The organism is Bacillus sp. RC240 (assembly GCF_044907945.1).
Classification (GTDB): Bacteria; Bacillota; Bacilli; order Bacillales; family Bacillaceae_G; genus Bacillus_A; species Bacillus_A mycoides.
In genome coordinates this window covers 21446-42251 of record NZ_JBIYCT010000017.1, presented here as the reverse complement: position 1 = coordinate 42251, position 20806 = coordinate 21446, and the positions used below count along the sequence as shown (strand labels likewise).

Annotated in this window: 17 protein-coding genes; 6 read left to right on the top strand and 11 right to left on the bottom strand. The window is 35.9% G+C overall.

The features are described 5' to 3' along the window. Positions 1-693 precede the first annotated feature (693 nt). Positions 694-3738, top strand: coding sequence for an efflux RND transporter permease subunit (locus ABH955_RS27925; protein WP_404491889.1), 3045 nt, complete (start codon positions 694-696; stop codon positions 3736-3738). A 48-nt stretch (positions 3739-3786) separates the two neighbouring features. Here ABH955_RS27925 and ABH955_RS27920 read toward each other — a convergent pair whose 3' ends face one another. From ABH955_RS27920 to ABH955_RS27905, 4 genes are all read right to left on the bottom strand, one after another. Next, on the bottom strand, positions 3787-4314 hold the full coding sequence (locus ABH955_RS27920; protein WP_404457211.1) for a P-loop nucleotide/nucleoside kinase family protein: 528 nt from the start codon (positions 4312-4314) through the stop codon (positions 3787-3789). 138 nt (positions 4315-4452) lie between these two features. Next, positions 4453-5373, bottom strand: coding sequence for a phosphate ABC transporter permease PstA (pstA, locus tag ABH955_RS27915; protein WP_002010630.1), 921 nt, complete (start codon positions 5371-5373; stop codon positions 4453-4455). 2 nt (positions 5374-5375) lie between these two features. Beyond that, complete coding sequence (gene pstC / locus ABH955_RS27910) at positions 5376-6266, bottom strand: phosphate ABC transporter permease subunit PstC (protein WP_012260333.1); 891 nt, start codon at positions 6264-6266, stop codon at positions 5376-5378. Positions 6267-6337: 71 nt separating this feature from the next. Continuing rightward, positions 6338-7237 carry a phosphate ABC transporter substrate-binding protein PstS family protein gene (locus ABH955_RS27905; RefSeq protein ID WP_113937941.1) on the bottom strand — a complete coding sequence of 300 codons (900 nt, stop codon included), beginning with the start codon at positions 7235-7237 and terminating at the stop codon, positions 6338-6340. Between the two features lie 500 nt (positions 7238-7737). On the opposite strand from ABH955_RS27905, the gene ABH955_RS27900 reads away from it, so the two are divergent. Genes ABH955_RS27900 through ABH955_RS27890 form a run of 3 tightly spaced genes read left to right on the top strand, consistent with a single transcriptional unit; the run spans position 7738 to position 10092 of the window. Continuing rightward, positions 7738-7995, top strand: coding sequence for a FeoA family protein (locus ABH955_RS27900; RefSeq protein WP_002090873.1), 258 nt, complete (start codon positions 7738-7740; stop codon positions 7993-7995). After that, the gene (locus ABH955_RS27895; RefSeq protein ID WP_016101791.1) at positions 7992-8714 is read left to right on the top strand and encodes a FeoB small GTPase domain-containing protein; all 723 of its coding nucleotides are present in this window, start codon (positions 7992-7994) and stop codon (positions 8712-8714) included. The genes ABH955_RS27900 and ABH955_RS27895 overlap by 4 nt, the downstream gene beginning before the upstream one ends. Next, positions 8692-10092 (top strand): nucleoside recognition domain-containing protein, encoded by a 1401-nt coding sequence (locus ABH955_RS27890; protein WP_113770285.1) that lies wholly within the window; start codon positions 8692-8694, stop codon positions 10090-10092. Before ABH955_RS27895 ends, ABH955_RS27890 begins: the two co-directional genes overlap by 23 nt. Positions 10093-10293: 201 nt before the next feature. On the opposite strand, the gene ABH955_RS27885 is transcribed toward ABH955_RS27890, so the two are convergent. From ABH955_RS27885 to ABH955_RS27855, 7 genes are all read right to left on the bottom strand, one after another. Next, a complete protein-coding gene (locus ABH955_RS27885; RefSeq protein ID WP_113937940.1) occupies positions 10294-11460 on the bottom strand; it encodes a Ger(x)C family spore germination protein in 1167 nt (388 codons plus the stop codon). Then, on the bottom strand, positions 11444-12565 hold the full coding sequence (locus ABH955_RS27880) for an endospore germination permease (protein ID WP_113937939.1): 1122 nt from the start codon (positions 12563-12565) through the stop codon (positions 11444-11446). Before ABH955_RS27880 ends, ABH955_RS27885 begins: the two co-directional genes overlap by 17 nt. Next, a complete protein-coding gene (gerLA, locus tag ABH955_RS27875) occupies positions 12566-14044 on the bottom strand; it encodes a spore germination protein GerLA (protein ID WP_113937938.1) in 1479 nt (492 codons plus the stop codon). Positions 14045-14145: 101 nt separating this feature from the next. Then, on the bottom strand, positions 14146-15618 hold the full coding sequence (locus tag ABH955_RS27870) for a sodium:solute symporter family protein (RefSeq protein WP_113937937.1): 1473 nt from the start codon (positions 15616-15618) through the stop codon (positions 14146-14148). Further along, positions 15615-15812: a DUF3311 domain-containing protein gene (locus ABH955_RS27865; RefSeq protein ID WP_002029838.1), complete on the bottom strand. Its 198-nt coding sequence runs from the start codon at positions 15810-15812 to the stop codon at positions 15615-15617. The genes ABH955_RS27870 and ABH955_RS27865 overlap by 4 nt, the downstream gene beginning before the upstream one ends. A gap of 1 nt (position 15813) precedes the next feature. Next, a complete protein-coding gene (locus ABH955_RS27860; protein WP_113937935.1) occupies positions 15814-16989 on the bottom strand; it encodes an amidohydrolase in 1176 nt (391 codons plus the stop codon). A 129-nt stretch (positions 16990-17118) separates the two neighbouring features. Continuing rightward, complete coding sequence (locus tag ABH955_RS27855) at positions 17119-17829, bottom strand: C39 family peptidase (RefSeq protein ID WP_404457208.1); 711 nt, start codon at positions 17827-17829, stop codon at positions 17119-17121. Positions 17830-18210: 381 nt separating this feature from the next. Between ABH955_RS27855 and ABH955_RS27850 the strand changes: the two genes are divergently transcribed. Then, positions 18211-19626 carry an amino acid permease gene (locus ABH955_RS27850; protein WP_404491887.1) on the top strand — a complete coding sequence of 472 codons (1416 nt, stop codon included), beginning with the start codon at positions 18211-18213 and terminating at the stop codon, positions 19624-19626. 282 nt (positions 19627-19908) lie between these two features. After that, a complete protein-coding gene (locus ABH955_RS27845) occupies positions 19909-20784 on the top strand; it encodes a cytochrome aa3 quinol oxidase subunit II (RefSeq protein WP_002134440.1) in 876 nt (291 codons plus the stop codon). The last annotated feature ends 22 nt before the right edge of the window (positions 20785-20806 follow it).

Below are 20806 nucleotides of genomic sequence, written 5' to 3'. Positions count from 1 at the left end.
CAGGATCAAACTCTCCAATAAAGTTAGTTTGTCTAGCATCTAAAAATAAAAATTGACGTTCACGTTGTTTGTTTCGTTCAGTTTTCAAAGAACTTGTCTGCCGCTTCAAAAGCGACTTCATCATATTAACATCTTCATTTTTCGATGTCAACTATGTTTTTAATTTTCTTTTTTGTCGTTTTCTGCGTTTCCGCATCAGCGACGTTTATTAATATACCATCATGGTTTTTAAATAACAAGTATTTTTTATAAAAAAATACAAAAAGTTATCTATCCTACTTTCTTCTATAGAAAGAACCCTTATCCTTTCTACTAAAAACATTCATTTTGATTGTATACAAGTTACTATACACTATCATCAACCAGGCAGTATTTCACAATAACTTCCTAACCTTTAGTCTTCTCTTTTTTAAATTTTATAATTACCATAGTTCTACTTAAGAAGGACAAATAATTATTTAAATGTAGAGTAACAAAAAACGAGGCCACTATACTAGAGCAAAACTTTAATTCCTGATTTTTCTCTCCAATCAGGAATTTTGCTTCCACAAATAACAAACTTCCCCTCGAAATATTAACTTAAGATTATTGTTAGAATTTTTTTACATTTAATTAATGAAAGATATCCAATTTTTGTTATATAGTAAGAAAGTGCCCACAAAACTATAAATAAACTAATGGAGGAATTATTTTATGGATAGGTTAACAAAATTTTCATTAAAAAACCGAGCCGCTATTATTATCATGGTTTTTCTCATTTCCATACTCGGTGTTTATTCCAGCTCTAAATTACCTATGGAATTTTTACCAAGCATCGATAACCCTGCAATAACTGTTACGACATTATCTCAAGGGCTCGATGCTAAAACGATGACCAAGGACGTAACTGATCCCCTTGAAAAACAATTTCGTAATTTAGAACATATCGATGGCATCACTTCTTCCACACATGAGGGATTATCACGCATCGACATTGCATATACATCCAAGGCAAATATGAAAGACGCGGCACGCGAAGTCGAAAAAACAATTAATACGATTAAATTACCTAAAGATGTAACTAAACCTGTTGTTAGCCAATTAAACACTTCTATGATTCCACTCGCTCAAATTACCATCCAGAAGCAAAACGGATTTTCAAAAGCTGACGAAAAACAAATTGAGAAAGAAATCGTACCACAACTCGAAAGCATTGATGGTGTTGCCAATGTTATGTTTTTCGGAAAATCAACTTCCGAATTATCCATCGTACTTGATCCTAACCAACTAAAAGATAAAAACGTAACATCACAGCAAGTATTAACAGTTTTACAAGGAAAAGAAACTTCCACTCCAGCCGGAGCAATTACCGTTAATAAGGCAGAATACAATCTTCGTGTCATCGGGGATATAAAAAATGTAAATGACATAAAAAACATCACCGTTACACCTCAAGTAAAATTACAAGATGTTGCTCAAATTGAATTAAAACAACATTACGATACAATCTCGCACATAAACGGGGAAGAAGGAACAGGATTAATCATCATGAAAGAGCCGAGTAAAAATGCGGTTGCAATCGGAAAAGAGATTGATAAAAAGATTAAAGATATAAGCAAGCAATATAAAGATCAATTCTCTATTAAACTTTTAGCTTCAACTCATGAGCAAGTTGAAAATGCTGTTACTAGTATGGGAAAAGAAGTAATCCTTGGGGCAATTGCTGCAACTCTCATTATCTTAATCTTTTTACGCAGCTTCCGAACAACACTCATCGCTGTCGTTAGTATTCCATTATCTATTTTATTAACACTATTTTTACTCCATCAATCTAACATCACACTTAACATTCTAACTCTTGGTGGCTTAGCCGTTGCAGTTGGACGTCTCGTCGATGATAGTATCGTTGTCATCGAGAATATTTTCCGTCGTTTACAAAAAGAATCTTTCTCTAAAGATATTATTCTCGATGCAACAAAAGAGGTCGCCGTCGCAATTACCTCTTCTACTTTAACGACAGTCGCCGTTTTTTTACCTATCGGTCTCGTATCGGGAGTAATCGGAAAACTAATGTTACCTATGGTATTAGCAGTTGTGTATTCTATACTTTCTTCCTTAATTGTGGCATTAACAGTCGTTCCACTTATGGCTTTTTTACTGCTCAAAAAAACCAAACGTCGCAATTCACATTCTTCACCGCGATATGTCGCTACATTAAAGTGGGCTCTTTCTCATAAGTTTATCATTCTACTCACTTCTTTTTTATTATTTGCAGGATCAATTGCAGCCTACATACTACTTCCGAAAGCTAACATAAAGTCTGAGGACGATACAATGCTTTCCGTTAACATGACATTTCCAGGTGATTATGATTCTGAAGCTAAAAAACAAAAAGCCTTTGATTTCGAAAAGAAACTCCTCTCTAATTCTGATGTAACAGATGTTATTTTGCGAATGGGATCTAGCGCAGAAGATGCACAATGGGGACAGACAACTCAAAACAATCTTGCAACTATATTTGTAGTCTTTAAAAAAGGATCTGATATCGACCAATATATTAAAGAATTAAAAAAGGCTCATAATACTTTTGAACCAGCTGAACTTGATTATATAAAAACGAGTTACTCTGACTCTGGAGGCGGAAACAACTTACAATTTAACGTAACCGCTACTAACGAAACAAATTTAAAAAAGGCCGCTAACATCGTCGAAACAAAACTAAAAGGTATGGACGATCTCTCTAAAGTAAAAACAAATATGGAAGACTCTAAAAAAGAATGGCAAATTCATATCGATCAAACAAAAGCGGAACAACTCGGTTTAACACCAGAATTAGTAGCACAACAAGTATCATTCCTTATGAAGAAATCTCCTATTGGGGAAATCTCAATCAATAATGAAAAAACAATCATTATGATAGAACATAAAAAGGCATCCATTAACAAACAAGAAGATATTTTAAACACAAACATACTATCACCTATTAACGGACCTATTCCTTTAAAAGATATTGCAACTATTTCAGAAAAGCAACTTCAAACAGAAATCTTCCATAAAGATGGGAAAGAAACGATACAAATTACTGCAGAAGCTTCAAGTGAAGATTTAAGTAAAGTAAGCGCAGAAGTAAATAAGGCTATAACCGACTTAGATTTACCTAACGGAGCAAAAGTAAATGTCGCAGGCGCTACTGAATCTATGCAAGAGAACTTCACAGATTTATTCAAAATTATGGGGATCGCAATCGGGATTGTATATTTAATTATGGTTATCACATTCGGGCAAGCACGTGCTCCTTTCGCGATTTTATTCTCTTTACCATTAGCTGCTGTCGGCGGTATTTTAGGATTAATCATTTCAAGAACACCTGTTGACGTAAATTCATTAATCGGCGCATTAATGTTAATCGGGATTGTCGTTACAAATGCTATTGTATTAATAGAAAGAGTGCAACAAAATCGGGAAAACGGTATGGAAACCAGAGAAGCCTTACTAGAAGCAGGATCTACTAGATTACGCCCAATTATTATGACAGCTATAACAACAATCGTCGCTATGCTACCACTCCTCTTCGGGCAATCTCAAGCAGGAAGTATGGTATCGAAAAGTCTGGCCGTCGTTGTAATCGGTGGTTTGGCAGTCTCAACCGTTCTTACATTAGTAGTCGTTCCCGTTATGTATGAACTATTAGATAAAATCGGGAGAAAAAGACGCTCCCGCAGAAAAATAAGCACTTCTACAGAAACACCTGATATTTAAACTAAAAGGCGTTATCTTCAATTATGAAGATAACGCCTTTTTATCCCTCTATCTATCCATAATATAATCCATCACTTTTTTACCATACTTCTCTAGCGGCTCTCCAGAATCCACAATAAGATATTCACCATGTAAAGGCCTTTTACTGCCAGCCAGACATTTTTTAAATGCTACCTCTGATTCTACTTTTGTAATTTGACTTATCTTACGTTCACGCGTTTGTAACCTACGATTAATTTCTTCTATATTATTAAGATAACATTCAATATATTTATATGTAGCACCATGTTTCTGACATAAATCTATTCCTTTTTTAACCATCCCTTCATAGAGACATGGACTATCTAATATCACACTGTGCTCTTGCTCCAACAAAAAACCGATCAGTTCCCACTCAATATCATAGGAGATCCCCCCAACCACTGTTGGTTCAACACCTTTTGCCTTTAATGATTTTAATAAAGCTGATTTCACGACGTCATGATCTACAATAACAGCACCTGTTAACTTAGCGATATACTTAGAAAGAGTCGACTTCCCTGATCCAGGAAATCCCGACATTTGCAGAAAAAACACCTTCAAACCCCTCCCTATTTTCATCCGAATATCCACATATCAAATTACCTATTCAACAACTCTCCTTCTTTTCCTTCCAGCAACAAAATGACCGTAAAAAACTCCCTGTTTTATAAACAGAGAGTTTTCATCTTCAATTTATGCCGCTTTTACCTTCTTCGTCGTTTTACGACTTTTTTTCGCTCCTGTAAAACGCTTGTGTAATACAGATGCTACGAAACGAGAAATGATATTAAAGAGTAATACCATAATAATTAATACAGCTGCAGATTTTGTTGCAATTAACTTCGCATCCGGGATAATCCCTTCAGAGTTTAATTTCCAAATGTGAACAGCTAACGTTTCAGCTGGTCTAAATGGATTTAAAGGATGCGAGGGGCTCGAGAAGTCCGCTGCTGAATTTAAAATAGGTGATGTTAAACCAGCTGTATAAATTAACGCCGCAGCTTCACCGAATATACGGCCTGCCGCTAAAATAATACCTGTAATGATTTGTGGTAACGAAGACGGGATAATGATGCGGGCAATTGTTTGCCATTTCGTTGCACCTAGTCCAAGACTCGCCTCTTTTACATTATGAGGAACTTCAGAAATCGCATTTTCACAAACACGTGTTAAACCAGGCAAATTCAAAATAGTTAAAGCAAGAGCTCCACCCATTACTGTATATCCCCAGCCTGTCATGGTAACAAATACTAATAAGCCAAATAGTCCAACAACAATAGAAGGTAAAGACGCCATTGTTTCAATACATAAACGAACAAAACTTAAAAAACGACCTTGTTTTGCATACTCCGCTAAATATATTCCAGCCCCTAGTCCAAGAGGAATAGATATAATAAGTGTTATAACAAGCATGTAGAAAGAATTGAATAACTGTGGACCAATTCCCCCACCAGCTCTTGTATTGCTTGGTTCTCCGAATAAGAAACTAGGATCCCAAAATCCCCATCCCTTTTGCAGAATTTCGTACATTAAAAAAGCCAGCAAAGCTACAACTAAAGCTGCAACCCCATAAAAGATACCTGTCCAAACTTTATTTACCGTTCTTGCATTCATTATTATCGCTCACCTCTTTGACCAATCGCTCGAATTACTAAAATAAACAGGAATGAAATAACAAGTAAAATCATTGCTAACGTCCATAGCGCATTGTTCCAAGCTGTTCCGTTCAATGTATTCGTCATATCCATTGTCAGAATACCTGTTAACGTTGCTGTTGGACTATATATTCCTTCCGGTAATTTAATCGTGTTCCCGATTACCATTTGAACCGCTAACGCTTCACCAAAAGCACGCGCTAATCCTAAAACTATACCTGTTAAAATTCCTTGTTTTGCAGCAGGAACAATAACTCGGCTAATCGCTTGCCATTTCGTCGATCCTAGACCGTAAGAAGCTTCCAAGTAATCAAACGGAACAGAGCGTATTGCATCAGAGGCAATACTAGCAATAGTAGGTAAAATCATAATACTCAGGACAATAATACCCGCAATTAAACTAAATCCCACTCCACCGAATGAATCTCGTAATAGAGGAACCAAGATCGTAACCCCTAATAATCCGTATACAACTGATGGAATACCAACTAATAATTCTAAAACAGGCTTTAATACTTTATTCCCAAACTTCGGCGAAATTAAATTCATGAATATAGCAAGAGCTATAGCAATTGGTGCACTAATGACAACAGCACCTAACGACACAAGCGTCGAACCGACAATAAAGATGACAGCACCATACGTACCTTGATCAGCATTTGGATTCCAGTTTGTCGAAGTTAAGACCTCAGAAAATGAGATACCACTTTGCGTGAAAGATTGAATTCCTTTGCCGCAAATAAACGCAATAATAGCTAATGTAATAAAAACAATAAAGATACCGCAAAACGTAACAAGTGATCTACCTATATATTCACTCTTTACGTAATTAATTTGTTTTTTCCCCTTCATCACAGGACAGACCCCACTTCATAGATTGCATTGAACAGGACTGGCCTTGCAGCCAGCCCCATAAAATTTTATTACTTATTTAATTTAGACATTGGGATGTAACCCATATCTTCTACTTGTTTTTCGAAATCTTTACCTTTTACATAATCAATGTAAGCTTTTGTCGCTTCTTTTGCCTCACCTTTAGTTACCATGTACTCGTAAGACCAGAATGGATATTTACCAGCAGAAATATTTTCAACTTTCGGTTCAGATCCATCAATTTTAACCGTTTGTAACGCACCTTTTTTCTCACCAACCATGTAAGACATTGCTAAGTAACTAACTGAACCTGGAGTAGAGTTAATCGCTTGCTCTACAGCACCATTAGAATCTTGTGTTGTACCAGTTCCATCATTAATCTTCGCGTCTTTCATCACTGTCTTTTCAAAAGTAGCACGTGTACCAGATGAAGCTGGTCGGTTAATTACATTGATTTTTTCATCTTTTCCGCCTACTTCTTTCCAGTTCGTTACTTTTCCAGTGAAGATATCTTGCACTTGTTTTACTGTTAAGTTATCAACTTTTACATCTTTATTTACGACAAGTGCGAATGCGATACCCGCAACTTTGTTATCTACTAATTCTTTTGCTTTTTCAGCATCTTTTATTTTATCTCCAGCTGGAACATCTGAGTTACCAATTTGTACTGCACCAGATGCTACTTGGTTAATCCCAGTTCCACTACCGCCACCTTGAACTTGAATAGAAACTTTTGAATTTTTCTCCATGAATTTCTTTCCAGCTTCCTCCGCAAGAGGTTGAAGAGCTGTAGAGCCAGCCGCTGCAATCGTACCTGATAATTCTTGTTTTGCATCGCTACCTTTAGCAGCTTCCTTATTATCCGTACTTTCTGCTTTTCCACATCCAACTAATGCACCTGCAACAACTAAAGCCGCTAAAGAAAATTTAATACCCTTTTTAATAACCATGTCTTGTACCCCCATTTGGATTATCACTTTTCGAATTCATCTTCTTTCGAACACAAATTCATTGTAGGACAACAATATTATGTGAGTGTTAAGCAATTTTTAAGTTTAAGTAAATAGAGATAACATCCCCTAAAAGCTAGACATTCCAACATTTACAGTTGAAAAAGCCAACAAAACCCACACTAAACACGTAGTATTGTAAATTTAATCTTAACAATGTAAATTCAATGTAAATGTTTTTCTGTATTTTTCCCTTTAGGTTAAAACTACATTTACAATTCCCCTATATTTTTAAGCTTTTACACTCTTACTTTAAGAAGAATTCCAGTAATATTTTTCGGTACAACTAAATAAATTGGAACAATTCTAAAAATATTTGAATATTTTTAAAGTACTAATTGACAGCATCATTAAATGTAGTCTACTATATTAGTATCAAAAAGTTTACCTGAGGAAACTTTTTAAACTAAAACTAAAAATATAGAGATGAGGTAACTTTTATGGTATCGGCTAATACTAAACCCCTTTCCGAATTCAGAACAGGGGAATTTGTACAAATTGAGAAGATACAATTAGAAGGAACTATGAAACGACGTTTATTAGATTTAGGCTTTTTTCCTGGAGCGACAATTAAAGTATTACAACGCAGCCCACTTGGAGACCCAGTCGCTTATCAAGTAAGCAACACAACTATTGCACTGCGTAGTGAAGAAAGCTCCCTTATTTTCGGGGTATTAATAGGAGATGATTTCAGATGAGTAACCATCGCATTGCGTTAGCTGGTAACCCGAATACCGGAAAAAGTACATTATTTAATACTTTAACAGGCTTAAAACAACATACTGGAAACTGGACGGGAAAAACTGTTTTAAAGGCTGAAGGGGAATATAAGCATGGCGGAAATATATATACAATAATAGATTTACCTGGAACTTACTCACTGTATTCAAATTCGGCAGATGAAGAAGTAGCACGAGATTATATTATATTTGAAAAACCAGAAGTAACTGTAGTTGTTATAGATGCAACTGCAATGGAGAGAAATTTAAATTTAGCACTCCAAGTGATGGAAATGACAAACGATGTGGTCATTTGTATTAACTTAATTGATGAAGCGGAGAAAAAAGGAATCATTATTGACGAAAAGAAATTAGCAAAATCACTCGGTGTACCTGTAGTGAAGATTTCTGCTCGCAACCGAGTAGGCATTGGTCATTTGCTAAATGTCATCGCTAAAGTAGCAAATAAAAAACTCATTCCAACACCAATTAAAATTACTTATAATGAAAAAATCGAAAATATGATTCAAGAATTAGAACCACAAATTTATAAAGTGTTCGGCAATACGTATCCAGCACGTTGGATTGCGTTACGTATTTTAGATGGAGATAAAAATTTCTTAACTGCACTTCAAAAACATCATAATGAACCACTTGTAAGGGAGGTCATAATAAATGGAATCTCACTCAGCCAGTAAAGCTCTTCCGCTGGACTATATTGTTCAACATGCACAAACACTTTCAAAAGAAGATATACGAGATGATATTGTCGGAGATATTTATCGAACCTCCGCAAGTATATGTAAAGAAGCTGTCCAATATACAAATACCGATAAATTGTATCGTTCCGAAAAGCTAGATAAAATTTTCACATCTCCAATCTGGGGATTCCCAATTATGCTCGGTATTTTATCTATTATTTTTTATCTCACAATTGCAGGCGCTAACGTACCTTCTGATATGATCGCTAAGTTCTTTGGCTGGGTAGAAGGATATTTAACATCTTGGTTCCAAGCAATGCATGCACCTGAATGGTTACATGGCATTTTAATACTTGGTTTATTCCGTGGTACCAGTGCTGTTATAAGCGTTATGTTACCACCTATGGCAATCTTTTTCCCTATGTTCGCACTATTAGAAAACTACGGATATTTACCACGTGTCGCATTTAACATGGACCGCTTATTCAAACGATCTGGTGCACATGGCAAGCAATCTTTAACAATGGCAATGGGATTCGGTTGTAATGCAGCTGCCATTATGTCAACACGTATTATTGAATCACCACGTGAACGTATGCTTGCAATCTTAACAAACAACTTCGTTCCATGTAATGGGCGCTGGCCTATGTTAATTTTAATGGCTTCACTATTTATGGCTGCTGGTTATACAGGTAGTATGCAAACACTTGTTACTGCTGGCGTTGTAGTTGGAATGGTTGTAATTGGTGTCATTATGACATTAACCGTTTCTTGGGTACTATCAAAAACAGCTTTAAAAGGTGTTCCGACTCACTACACACTTGAGTTACCACCGTACCGTAAGCCAAAAGTTTGGAATACAATTGTACGCGCAACACTCGATAAATCAATATATGTTTTAAAACGAGCTGTAGTTGTAGCTGCCCCTGCAGCTGCATTAACTTGGTTACTTGCTAATATTTTCATCGGTGACACAAGCTTACTTATGTATTTTGTAAACTTCCTAGATCCATTTGCTAAAATGTTAGGACTTGACGGATTTATTCTAGCAGCGTTTATTCTTGGACTACCAGCTAATGAAATTGTTATTCCGATTTTATTAATGTCTTACTTATCAACTGGCGCTTTAACTGAAATAGATGATTTTAATCAAATTAAAAATCTATTCTTAGAAAATGGTTGGACTTGGTTAACAGCGTTAAATACAATGTTGTTCTCACTCCTTCATTTCCCTTGTGGAACAACACTAGTTAACATATATAAAGAAACAAAAAGTGCAAAATGGACATTTTTATCGTTTGCAATCCCTACTGTTATTGCCATTGTTGTTACATTCCTCTCTACACAATTGGTACATTGGTTAGGGCTTGTATAAAGCAAAGCATACATAGAAGGTATCCCCCTTCACATATGCTTTGCGCGAAAGAAACCTGAAATTATTCAGGTTTCTTTTTTTCTTTCCACGGCTGAGCTCCATACGTTGTGAGTTTTTTATGAATGGAGTATATGGCTCCCGGAAGAACCGCCATTAATATCGTGCAACTAATTCCTAGTCCAGTAAACAACTTAAATCACCTTATTTCACTCTCTTCGGTAAAGCTGAACCTGAATGCTCAATTGTCGGATGAACATGAACAGTAACCTCAGCATTACTAAAATAATTTTCACCTTGATCCCAATTCTTATCTATCTTCTTCCATTCTTTATAATTATGCCTCTTATATACTTCCCCTAACGCTAATACATCTACCTTATATTTTTTTTGAACAAGCTTAATAGATTTTTGGATACGCTTCTCCATTTCCTCCGCAATGGTTTTCTTTAATCGCTTTTCATTCATAATTTGTTTATGATCACTAAAATGCAACTCTGCTAAGGTCCCTTCCAAAGATAAATGGATATCAAACTTCGGTTTTGTAGCATTTTCCGTAGATACTTTAATCTTTCGGTGCATCTTATGAATTTCATATGTAATAAGCTGCTCTTGTTTACGGATAGTAAAGAACCCTCCAATTTTTTTACCTATTACATAATTCATTCCTAATGTTTCTTCTCCATTCAAACTACCTACACACTTATTATCCTTCCCACGAAATAACGCAGCCCCGTTCATTTGCACCCCTTGTTTTGTTAGTTCAAGAATAGGTAATACGAAACTTCGGTTAGCAATCATTTTTTGCTGTACCTCACCAATTCTTGCAGCCTCAATCATTTGGGCATTTTTCGGAGGATGCTCAGCTAACATATCAATATACTGTGCCGGTAAGTTCTCAGGCTTGGCACTCTGCTTTAAAATAGCTTCTGCATTTTTCTTAGAAACGAACAAACGAATATTTCTTCTCATCTCATGATCGCGAATATATACATCTAACGTATTTTGTAAAACATATGGATTCGCTAGTAAATCTTTAGAAAAAATTATCACTTGTATATGCGGAAAGAATAATGAACGACTAATTTTTTTAGCAATAATTCGTATTTGCTCAAAGACACTATCTGCTTTCGCACTAACATTAATATAATTTTCACTATCTCCACCGCCTTGGCCACCTTGCTGTGCTAGCTTACTGGGAAGTACCATCTGATACGTCCCTTTTATAATTGGATTCGATTTCTTTTTTTTCACAATATCATAGGCTGCACCTACTACAAATCCTCTTTCTTCTATTTCTTCTAGCTCAGAGCACCCACTTATAGATCCAGCTAAAACCATAACCATTATAATTTTAAGAAGGTGTTTCATTTCTACCATTCCTTCTTTTTATTTTATATACAATAAAAACTAACAAAGGTGCTAACACGACAAAGCCCATATCTATCCAAGCTAAATACGTTCCGTAATTTGATAAAGTATCTAAATTACCAGGGATCATATTCAGCATAAAAATCATAGGAGCACTTACGAAAATAAAAATATGTTTCTTAACTTTCGGAAACATAGCGCAAAACAATAGAGATGCAACGTCATAATACATTGCTGTAGTGTTATAAATAGTAATAATCCAAGTAGTAAAAAAGATCGCATCGAATCTTTCTAAAAACCCCCCACCAATTTCAATCTCCTTCCCCAATTCAATCGTTGGATATGTTAATCCCCGGGTTGTCATATATGTAAAAACACTAATACAAGTTAAATAAATTAAAATGTAAGACAATACGTTTACCATCACAGCTTTTGCAACTGCCATCGGCGCCTTTTTTGCTGTCTCGTTTAACATCACTGCATAAAATAGCGCTACCTCAAATCCAATAAACGTAAAAATAGAATTTTTAACCCCAACAGCATATTTACTTACGTCCGTTTGAAAAGCAGGTAGTAAATTATCTATTTCCATTAAGTTCACATTCAATAAAGAAAGCAGCACGATCGCAATTAAAACGATTGGTAAAAATAAAACATTTAACCTTAATAAAGCAGCCCTAGATCCAGCAATTCCATAAACAACAACTAACAAAAAAAAGAAGGATAACAATTGTATTGGTGTATCACTAAATAAATAAGTTTGTGAAATAATTGAAATTTTCCGGGCCTCATATGCTGTCAAAGCAGCAAATGTTAATACTAAAATGCTACTAATTGTGTATGCAACAGGCTTCGTCAAATGTGCACTTGTATATTGAACAAAGTTTTGTTTTGGGAATAAAATAGCTATCCTCGTTACAAACCAACCTAAAACCGCACATATCAATCCACCCAAAAGCAAAATAATCCAACCATCCGAAAATAAAGTTTGGTCAGCAATATCTCGAGGCATAGATAATGCACCTATACCGATAATTGTTGACGATACCGCAAAACCAAGTTCCCGAGATCCAATTTCTTCATCCCCATATTCAAATGGCTTCAATTACTCTCGCTCCTTTGGACGTAGTGTAGAGTCTTTCGTTTGTAAATATTCTGGTCTCTCTTTTAACATTGATTTTGGTAGACGAACCAATTCTTCTTCCCAATCTTTATAAAAAGCAGGAGCAATAGGTGTTGTATACGGTACCCCAACACTCTTTAAATTTGTAATATGGATTGCAAGTGCAATAAGAGCTAAAATGATTCCGTATAACCCAAAAGCAGTTGCAGCTAACACGAAGACGAAAAGTAAAATTCGAAATGTAATCGTAATGCTATATACAGGAAGTGAAAATGTAGCAATTGCGGTAACCGCAATAATAATTACTAAAAACGGATTTACAATCCCCGCATTTACTGCCGCTTCTCCAATTACAAGACCGCCTACGATGCCAATTGTTTGTCCCATCGGTTTCGGAAGCCTAATCCCGGCTTCTCGTATTAATTCCATCGTTAATGCCATCATTAACGTTTCTATATAAGCAGGAAACGGTACCCCTTCTCTCGCTCCCGCAATGGAATAAGCTAGTTTAGATGGAATAAGCCCTTGATGATACGATACAAGCGCTACGTACATGGCAGGTAATAAAACAGCAGCAATACCTGATCCCATACGTAACATTCTTAATAACGTTCCAATTATCCAACGCTCATAATGATCTTCTACAGATTGAAAAATATCAACAAATACTAGTGGAGCTATAAGAGCAAATGGTGACCCATCTACTAAAATGGCCGCTTTCCCTTTCGCCAATGCAGCCACTATATTATCTGGTCTTTCTGTATTTAAAAACTGCGGAAACGGCGATAAATTATTATCTTGAATTAATTGCTCAATCGTTCCTGTCTCAAAAATGACATCTGTCACTATTGATTGAAGACGCCGATCTAGCTCGTTTACGATGTAAGGGTTAATAATATCCTCTATATATACTAGGGTTACTTCTTTCTGCGATCGCTTCCCCATAATATAAGATTGAAACCGTAACTTCGGATCACGTAAACCACGGCGAATTAACATTTTATTCACATTAATATCTTCATTTAACCCAACCCTCGGTCCACGAATTAAATCTTCTGTCACTGGCGGTTCTAGACTTCTTTTCTCCCAAGCCCTACTGTTAACAACAATAGCCGTTTGAATATTATCAATTAATATGACTGTATCTCCTGCTAAAACCGCATTTATAATATCTGGAAAAGTCGTCTTCATACCGACTTCTGCAATAGAAATAAAACGATCCAATAATGTCTGAACCACAGCTGCTTCATTTGGTATTTCTTCATATTGAAGTGTACGAACTACATATTTATAAACATTATCCTTATCTGTCAATCCACATAAGAAAACAACCGCACAACGTGTAAAACTACCAGCAAGAGCAACTTCTCTAATTGTTAAATCATTAGGTGAACCTAACTCATCTCTAATTTCCTTCATAACTTCAAACAAGTTACCTTTTAGCTCTAACAATTTCCCCACCTAACTTCCTTTTCAACAAGTTTTTAGTTAGATTCCGCTAATAGAAGAAAATATATACAAAAAAGAGCTATCTCTTTTCGAAGATAGCTCTAACATACGAATTACTTTTCTACTATTATATTATCGGTCTTTACAGATACATTTCTTGTGAATCCACTAACTACAAGCATCACAATAATGTTAACTAACAACGCGACTATACCTACATTCAAATCTTTCATATACTGCGGGACACCCGGGAACATCGTAGCTATAGTAGAGCCAGATAAGGTGATATATGCGACAATTAACAACCCAATTCCCATCCCCGCAATCGCACCTTGTTTCGTAATAATTTGACGAGGAAACAAACTACATACAAGCGCAGGGAAAAGTTGCGTAACTATACTGTATCCCATTAAAAGAAGAGCACCTATCGTCTCTCCACCTTTAAAGGTAAATAATACGGCAATAAGCGTCACGACAGGTACAAATAGCTTAGCTGCTTTTGCAACTTGTTTATCAGAGGCGGATGGTACCATCGTTCCATAAATATTTTTTGCTAATAATGTAGAAGCGGCCATAACAAGCATGGAACCGGGAACTAATGCCGTTAACACCCCCGCACTACCAATAATCCCAATAAACCAAGGATCAAACGTTTGAAGAGCCAGACGGAATAATGAAAGATCTACATCCGCTCCCTTTAACCCTGGAACTTGCAAGATAGCAGCAAAACCTGCAAAGAACACAAAAAGCAAAACTAAAGAATAGAGAGGCATAATTGCTGCATTTTTCCTAAATACTTTTTCACTTTTCGCTGAGAAAGCTGAGGCAAATGTATGAGGCCACATATAAAAACCGAGAGCCGTTAATATAATAGTAGAAACAAACCAAGAAATACTCATTCCCTTTTCAGGTAAAGATAAAAAACCTGGTTTTGCAGCTTCTACAGCTTCAAACATCGGTTGAAATCCTCCGTAATAGTGATACGGTAAATATATACCTAAAAACATAACGATGAATAGTATCATAATATCCTTCAAAGCAGCTGTCCAAGCCGATCCATGTATACCTGAAACCATTACATAAATAGTTATAACAATAGCACCAATCCATACCGCAATAACAGGTGTCACTCTTCCATAGGAAGCTTCCGAAACGATAATTCCTAATCCCTTTAATTGCAAAACAAGATACGGGATAATCGAAATAACACCAATAATTGAAACAATTACCCCAAGCGTCTTACTCCTGTATTTCTTCGCAAAGAAATCTGATTGTGAAATGAGGTTATGTTCTTTTGCATACTTCCAAATTGGAGGCAATAAGAAATACGATAAAATATAAGCTAATGCACCATACCCTAAAATATAAAATGTAGGAGCTCCTTTACTATAAGCCCAGCCACTTCCTCCTAAAAATGTGAACGTCGTATAAATTTCCCCTGCCATAAGGAGAAAAACGAAAATAGTTCCAAATCCTCTTCCTCCAACTGACCATTGTTCTAAATTCATATCTTTTCCATGTTGTGCCCGAATTCCTAAAAATAGTGCGAGAAACAAAAATATAATAATGATAAATAATGCAGTCATTTTACGTCCCCCTTATTAGCAGGATCGAATACGTACACAAGACCCATACAAAGAGACGTAATGAGCACTGATAATAGTACCCAAAATAATAAAAATGGCATCCCCCATACGTAAGGAGTGACCGAATTTGCAAATACTGGTCCAACTACTAAACAAAGAACTGGGATAAGTGCTAGCACGTGTATTTTCTTCATCTCATTCTCCTTTACTTATAAAATTCATAATGGATGATACAAAGACTTCCACTCCAATTGGTAATGCGTCTTCGTCAATTGTAAAACGAGGGTGATGATGCGGATATACAATTCCCTTCTCTTCATTTCCTGCCCCTATAAAAAAGAACGTCCCTGGTGCCTTTTGTAAAAATGCTGAAAAATCTTCTCCTGCCATCGTTGGTTGTAAACGAACAACCCTTTCTCTTCCATAAAGCTGTAATGCTGTATGTTCAATAAGCTCTGTAACTTCATAATCGTTCACAACTGGGCGATATCCATATTCATAAGAAAATGTATACTTAGCACCGTAGGATTCTGTAATATGTTTTACAATCCTTTCAAGCTTCTTCTTTGTTTCTTCTCTTAATTCATGCCTTAAACTTCTCACTGTCCCTTCAATCTCCGCTTGTTCCGGGATAACATTATGAGTTGTCCCAGAATGAAATTGTGTAACAGATACTACGAGAGAATCTAACGGATTCGTGAGGCGAGATACAATTTGCTGAATTTGCGAAACTACTTGCGCACCAATGGCGATACTATCAACTGTTTCATGCGGAATTCCAGCATGCCCACCTTTTCCCTCTATCGTAATTTTAAAAACGTCCGGCGCCGCCATCGCAGGACCATAAATTACACCTACTTTTCCAACCTCTAATGACGCCCAAAGATGAGCACCAATAATGTAATCCACACCTGTCATCACTCCCGCTGCGACCATTTCCTCTGCACCGCCCGGAAAGTTTTCTTCTGCATGTTGAAATAAAAAGCGAATCTCTCCTTTAACTTTCTCTCTTTCCTCTACCAACTTATGTACTACACCAAGCAATATTGCCATGTGACCATCGTGACCACACGCATGCATCACACCTGGATATATAGAAATAAAATCAAACTTATTTTCTTCATGAATAGGAAGAGCATCCATATCAGCACGAACCGCGATAGTTTTACCAGGCTGCCTACCAATTAACCTTGCCATTACACTATATTTAGTAGGCCTTGAGACTTCTAAATACGGGATTTCCCGAAGTATGTCGAATACAAATTGAGATGTTTTTTCCTCTTGAAAAGATAACTCTGGATACTTATGAAAATGCCTTCTCCACTCAATCAACTGATTCTTTGATAAAACAAGTTCCTTTGCGACATCCATTTCTCTTCTCCCCTTCTTTACCAAGTTAAATGTTATTATAGCGTGAATTGTTAACTTCTAAAAGAATTTTCAGAATTTTCTATAATAAATATTCAAAAAGAAAAAGCCATCGCAAGATGACTTTTCATTTTATAAAATAGTAATTGCTTGTTTCCCCATTTGCTCCCATGCCTTTTCAAATTCAGCACGAGGAACAGCGAAACGTGGATTGTTTTTTAGAGGATCATTTACATATACAAAGTTTTGATCGTATCCAACCACTACTACACTATGCTCAAAATATGTAATTTTCACTTCACCAGAACTTGTATTCCATGTTTCAAAACTACTTTCAGCTAGCGGCTTAAACGTTGTATTAATAATAACCCATACTGGAGAGCCAGAACTAATTACTTTATATAGATCTTGCACGTCTCTACCCGTTAAATTAATTACTTTTTCAGGAACATACTTTTCTGCTAAATTAAAAATCGGTTGATTATATACACCGTATCCCGGCTCAGCTTTCGTGTAAATATTTCCAACGAATCCCTCATAAGGATTTCCACGCAAACCATTTTGTTCAAATGGAACACGATGAATTTCGCTAGCAAGTTGCATCTTATCTACTTGTACACCTTTATGTTGTAGTAGCATAGCTAAACTTGTCACTTCACATCCACGAGGTAATTCTGGTAATTGTTTTATAAATGGAACATCTTCAATCATAGCCGCTTCTTTCATTTCAGATAGAAAATCTAAGCGTAGCACTTGCGCCTTTTGTATAATTTTATCTTTCCCTATAAAAAACGCGGCAGCTAGTATAATTCCAAAAACAAAAAGATATTTTAGCTTTTTCATTATAAACAAAACTCCATTAATTATTATTTTACAGACACAACTCTTATCATTGTACCTTTCTTCTTACTAGTTTGCTAGAAAGATTCTGTGAATTATTATTCACACTTATATCGTTGTAAAATTCTAATTATTTTTAATAAAAAGAAAAAACAATATACTTTTTCAGAATTTTTTGCTAAAATAAAAATCATTAACCTAGTGAAGTAATTGATTTTATTTCACTAGGTTAATAAACATTCTAAGGTATTTAGTCATAGTTATCTTTTACATACTCAGTTCACAACAAAATAAGCCGAGTATGTTTTTCATCCCCCACTAATGATTAAAAACCCAGAATGAAATCAAGTTAACACATACAAGAAAATATGGGGTGAGGGGCATATGAATCAACAAGTAGAACAAACAGATCTAAAACGAACAATGAAAAGTAGACACCTATTCATGATCGCACTTGGCGGAGTCATTGGAACGGGATTATTTATGGGTTCTGGACAAATCGTCCATAATGCAGGACCAGGCGGAGCTATTCTCGCATTTTTAGTCGGTGGTTTCGTTATGTATTTAACGATGTTATGTCTTGGTGAATTGTCAGTGGCTATGCCAGAAGCAGGTTCATTCCAAAGCTATGCAAGCAAATTTATTTCACCTGGTTTTGGATTTGTTGTCGGTTGGATGTATTGGTTAAATTGGGCTGTTACAGTTGGAGTAGAGTTAACGACTGTTAGCATTTTAATGAAACGCTGGTTTCCAGACGTTTCTTCTTGGATTTGGTGTGTTACATTTGCAGCAGCACTCTTCCTTGTGAACGCTTTATCAGCAAAAGCATATGCAGAAACGGAATTTTGGTTCGCAAGTGTAAAAGTCGCAACAATTGTTATTTTCATCGTACTCGGTGGTGCAGTTATGTTCGGTCTACTCGACTTTAACGGAAAACCAGCTCCGATGCTTCACAATTTCACTGAAAATGGCGGGCTATTTCCAAACGGTGCATTAGCTGTTCTTCTTACGATGATTACAGTCAATTACTCCTTCCAAGGAACAGAACTAATCGGAATCGCTTCAGGAGAAAGTGAAAATCCTGAAAAAACAATTCCAAAAGCAATCAAAAATACAATTTGGCGAACTCTATTCTTCTTCGTCCTAGCAATTTCAGTTGTTGTCGGTTTACTCCCGTGGCAAGAGGCTAATCTAGTTGAAAGTCCATTTGTACTTGTATTTGATGTGGCTGGTATCCCTTATGCAGCGGACATTATGAACTTTGTTATTATTACAGCTGTATTATCCGTAGCTAACTCTGGCCTATACGCAAATTCTCGTATGCTTTGGGCAATGGCAAAACAAGGAATGGCTAGTCCAGCTTTTACGAAGTTAACTAAAAGAGGTGTACCACTAAATGCGTTAATTTTCAGTCTAATTTTCGCAAGCCTTTCTTTATTAACAAGTATATTTGCAGCAGATACTGTCTTTTTAATTTTAACTTCTATTGCAGCAATGGCTGCTGTTGTTGTTTGGATGTCGATTGCAGCTTCACAGTTTTTCTTCCGTAGAAATTTCGTGAAAAATGGCGGCGACATAAATGATTTAAAATACCGCACACCACTTTATCCAATAGTTCCAATCGTAGCTTTCTCACTCAATTCCCTTACATTTGTTAGTTTAGCTTTCATTCCAGATCAGAGAATTGCTCTTTATTGCGGGATTCCATTTATGATCATTTGTTACATTTTATACCAAGTGAAATATAAAAAAGTTGTCACATTTGAACAGAAAAAAAATATAACTCAGGAAATAAACTAAATATACAAAACATTCAGCTATCTTCCTTATAATAAGATAGCTTTTTTCTATTTCTTGGATATCTTGGTATAACTTTATTTATCTTAAAATTTCCACAATCATGTTTTTATCTGGAAAATAGTTTACAATGTTATCAAGTTACAAATGATATTCACCTTAAAAAGTGTGCATTTGTGTCTATTTTTTAACAATATGACAAAAACTATTGCCTTCTATAAATTAATAGGTTTATATTGTTTTATTGGCATAGTTTCAATCCAAGGAGAAAGGAGATTTTCAATCGTGCAACTAAAGAAAACGTTTTGGAAGTTGGCTTCGCTTCTTCCGTTATCATTACTTCTGTTCCTCGGTGGCTGTGATAAAAAACTCGCAGTATTAAATCCGCAAGGACCTGTTGCAAAAGCACAGTATGATTTAATTGTTTGGTCATTCTTGCTTATGTCATTAATTATCGCAATTGTATTCATCTTGTTTACAGTCATCTTGATTCGTTATCGTGAAAAACCAGAGAATATGGACTATGAGCCACCTGATCAACATGGTAACACATTATTAGAAATCATTTGGACAATTATTCCTGTTATTATCGTTATCGCATTATCGATTCCAACAGTTAAAGCAACTTATGCTTCGGAAGAGGTTCCGCAAGAGTCCAAACATATTAAACCAGTTGAAATTTATGTTACATCTGCAAACTGGAAATGGTTATTTAGTTACCCGGAGGAAAAAATTGAAACCGTTAACTATTTAAACATCCCAGCTGGTGTACCAATTCAATTTAAGCTGACTTCTGTCGGTCCAATGAATGCTTTCTGGGTACCAGAACTTGGTGGTATGAAGTATACAATGGATGGCATGATCATGGACTTATATTTACAAGCTGACAAGCCAGGTTCTTACCTAGGTCGTAGTTCGAACTTCTCTGGTGAAGGATTCACTCACATGGAGTTCGAAGTTGAAGCAAAAACTAAAGAGAAATATGATAAGTGGGTAAAAGAAGTACAAGAAACTGCCCCTAAATTATCAGAAAAGAAATACAACGAAATTATTAAACCTGGTGTAGTGGGGCGTATGACGTTCTCTAGTCACCACTTAAGTTATGTAGATCCAAAATCACTTGAATATTGTGATTACAACTACTACAAAAACAAAAAATAATAGCTATTATTCCAACAGATTG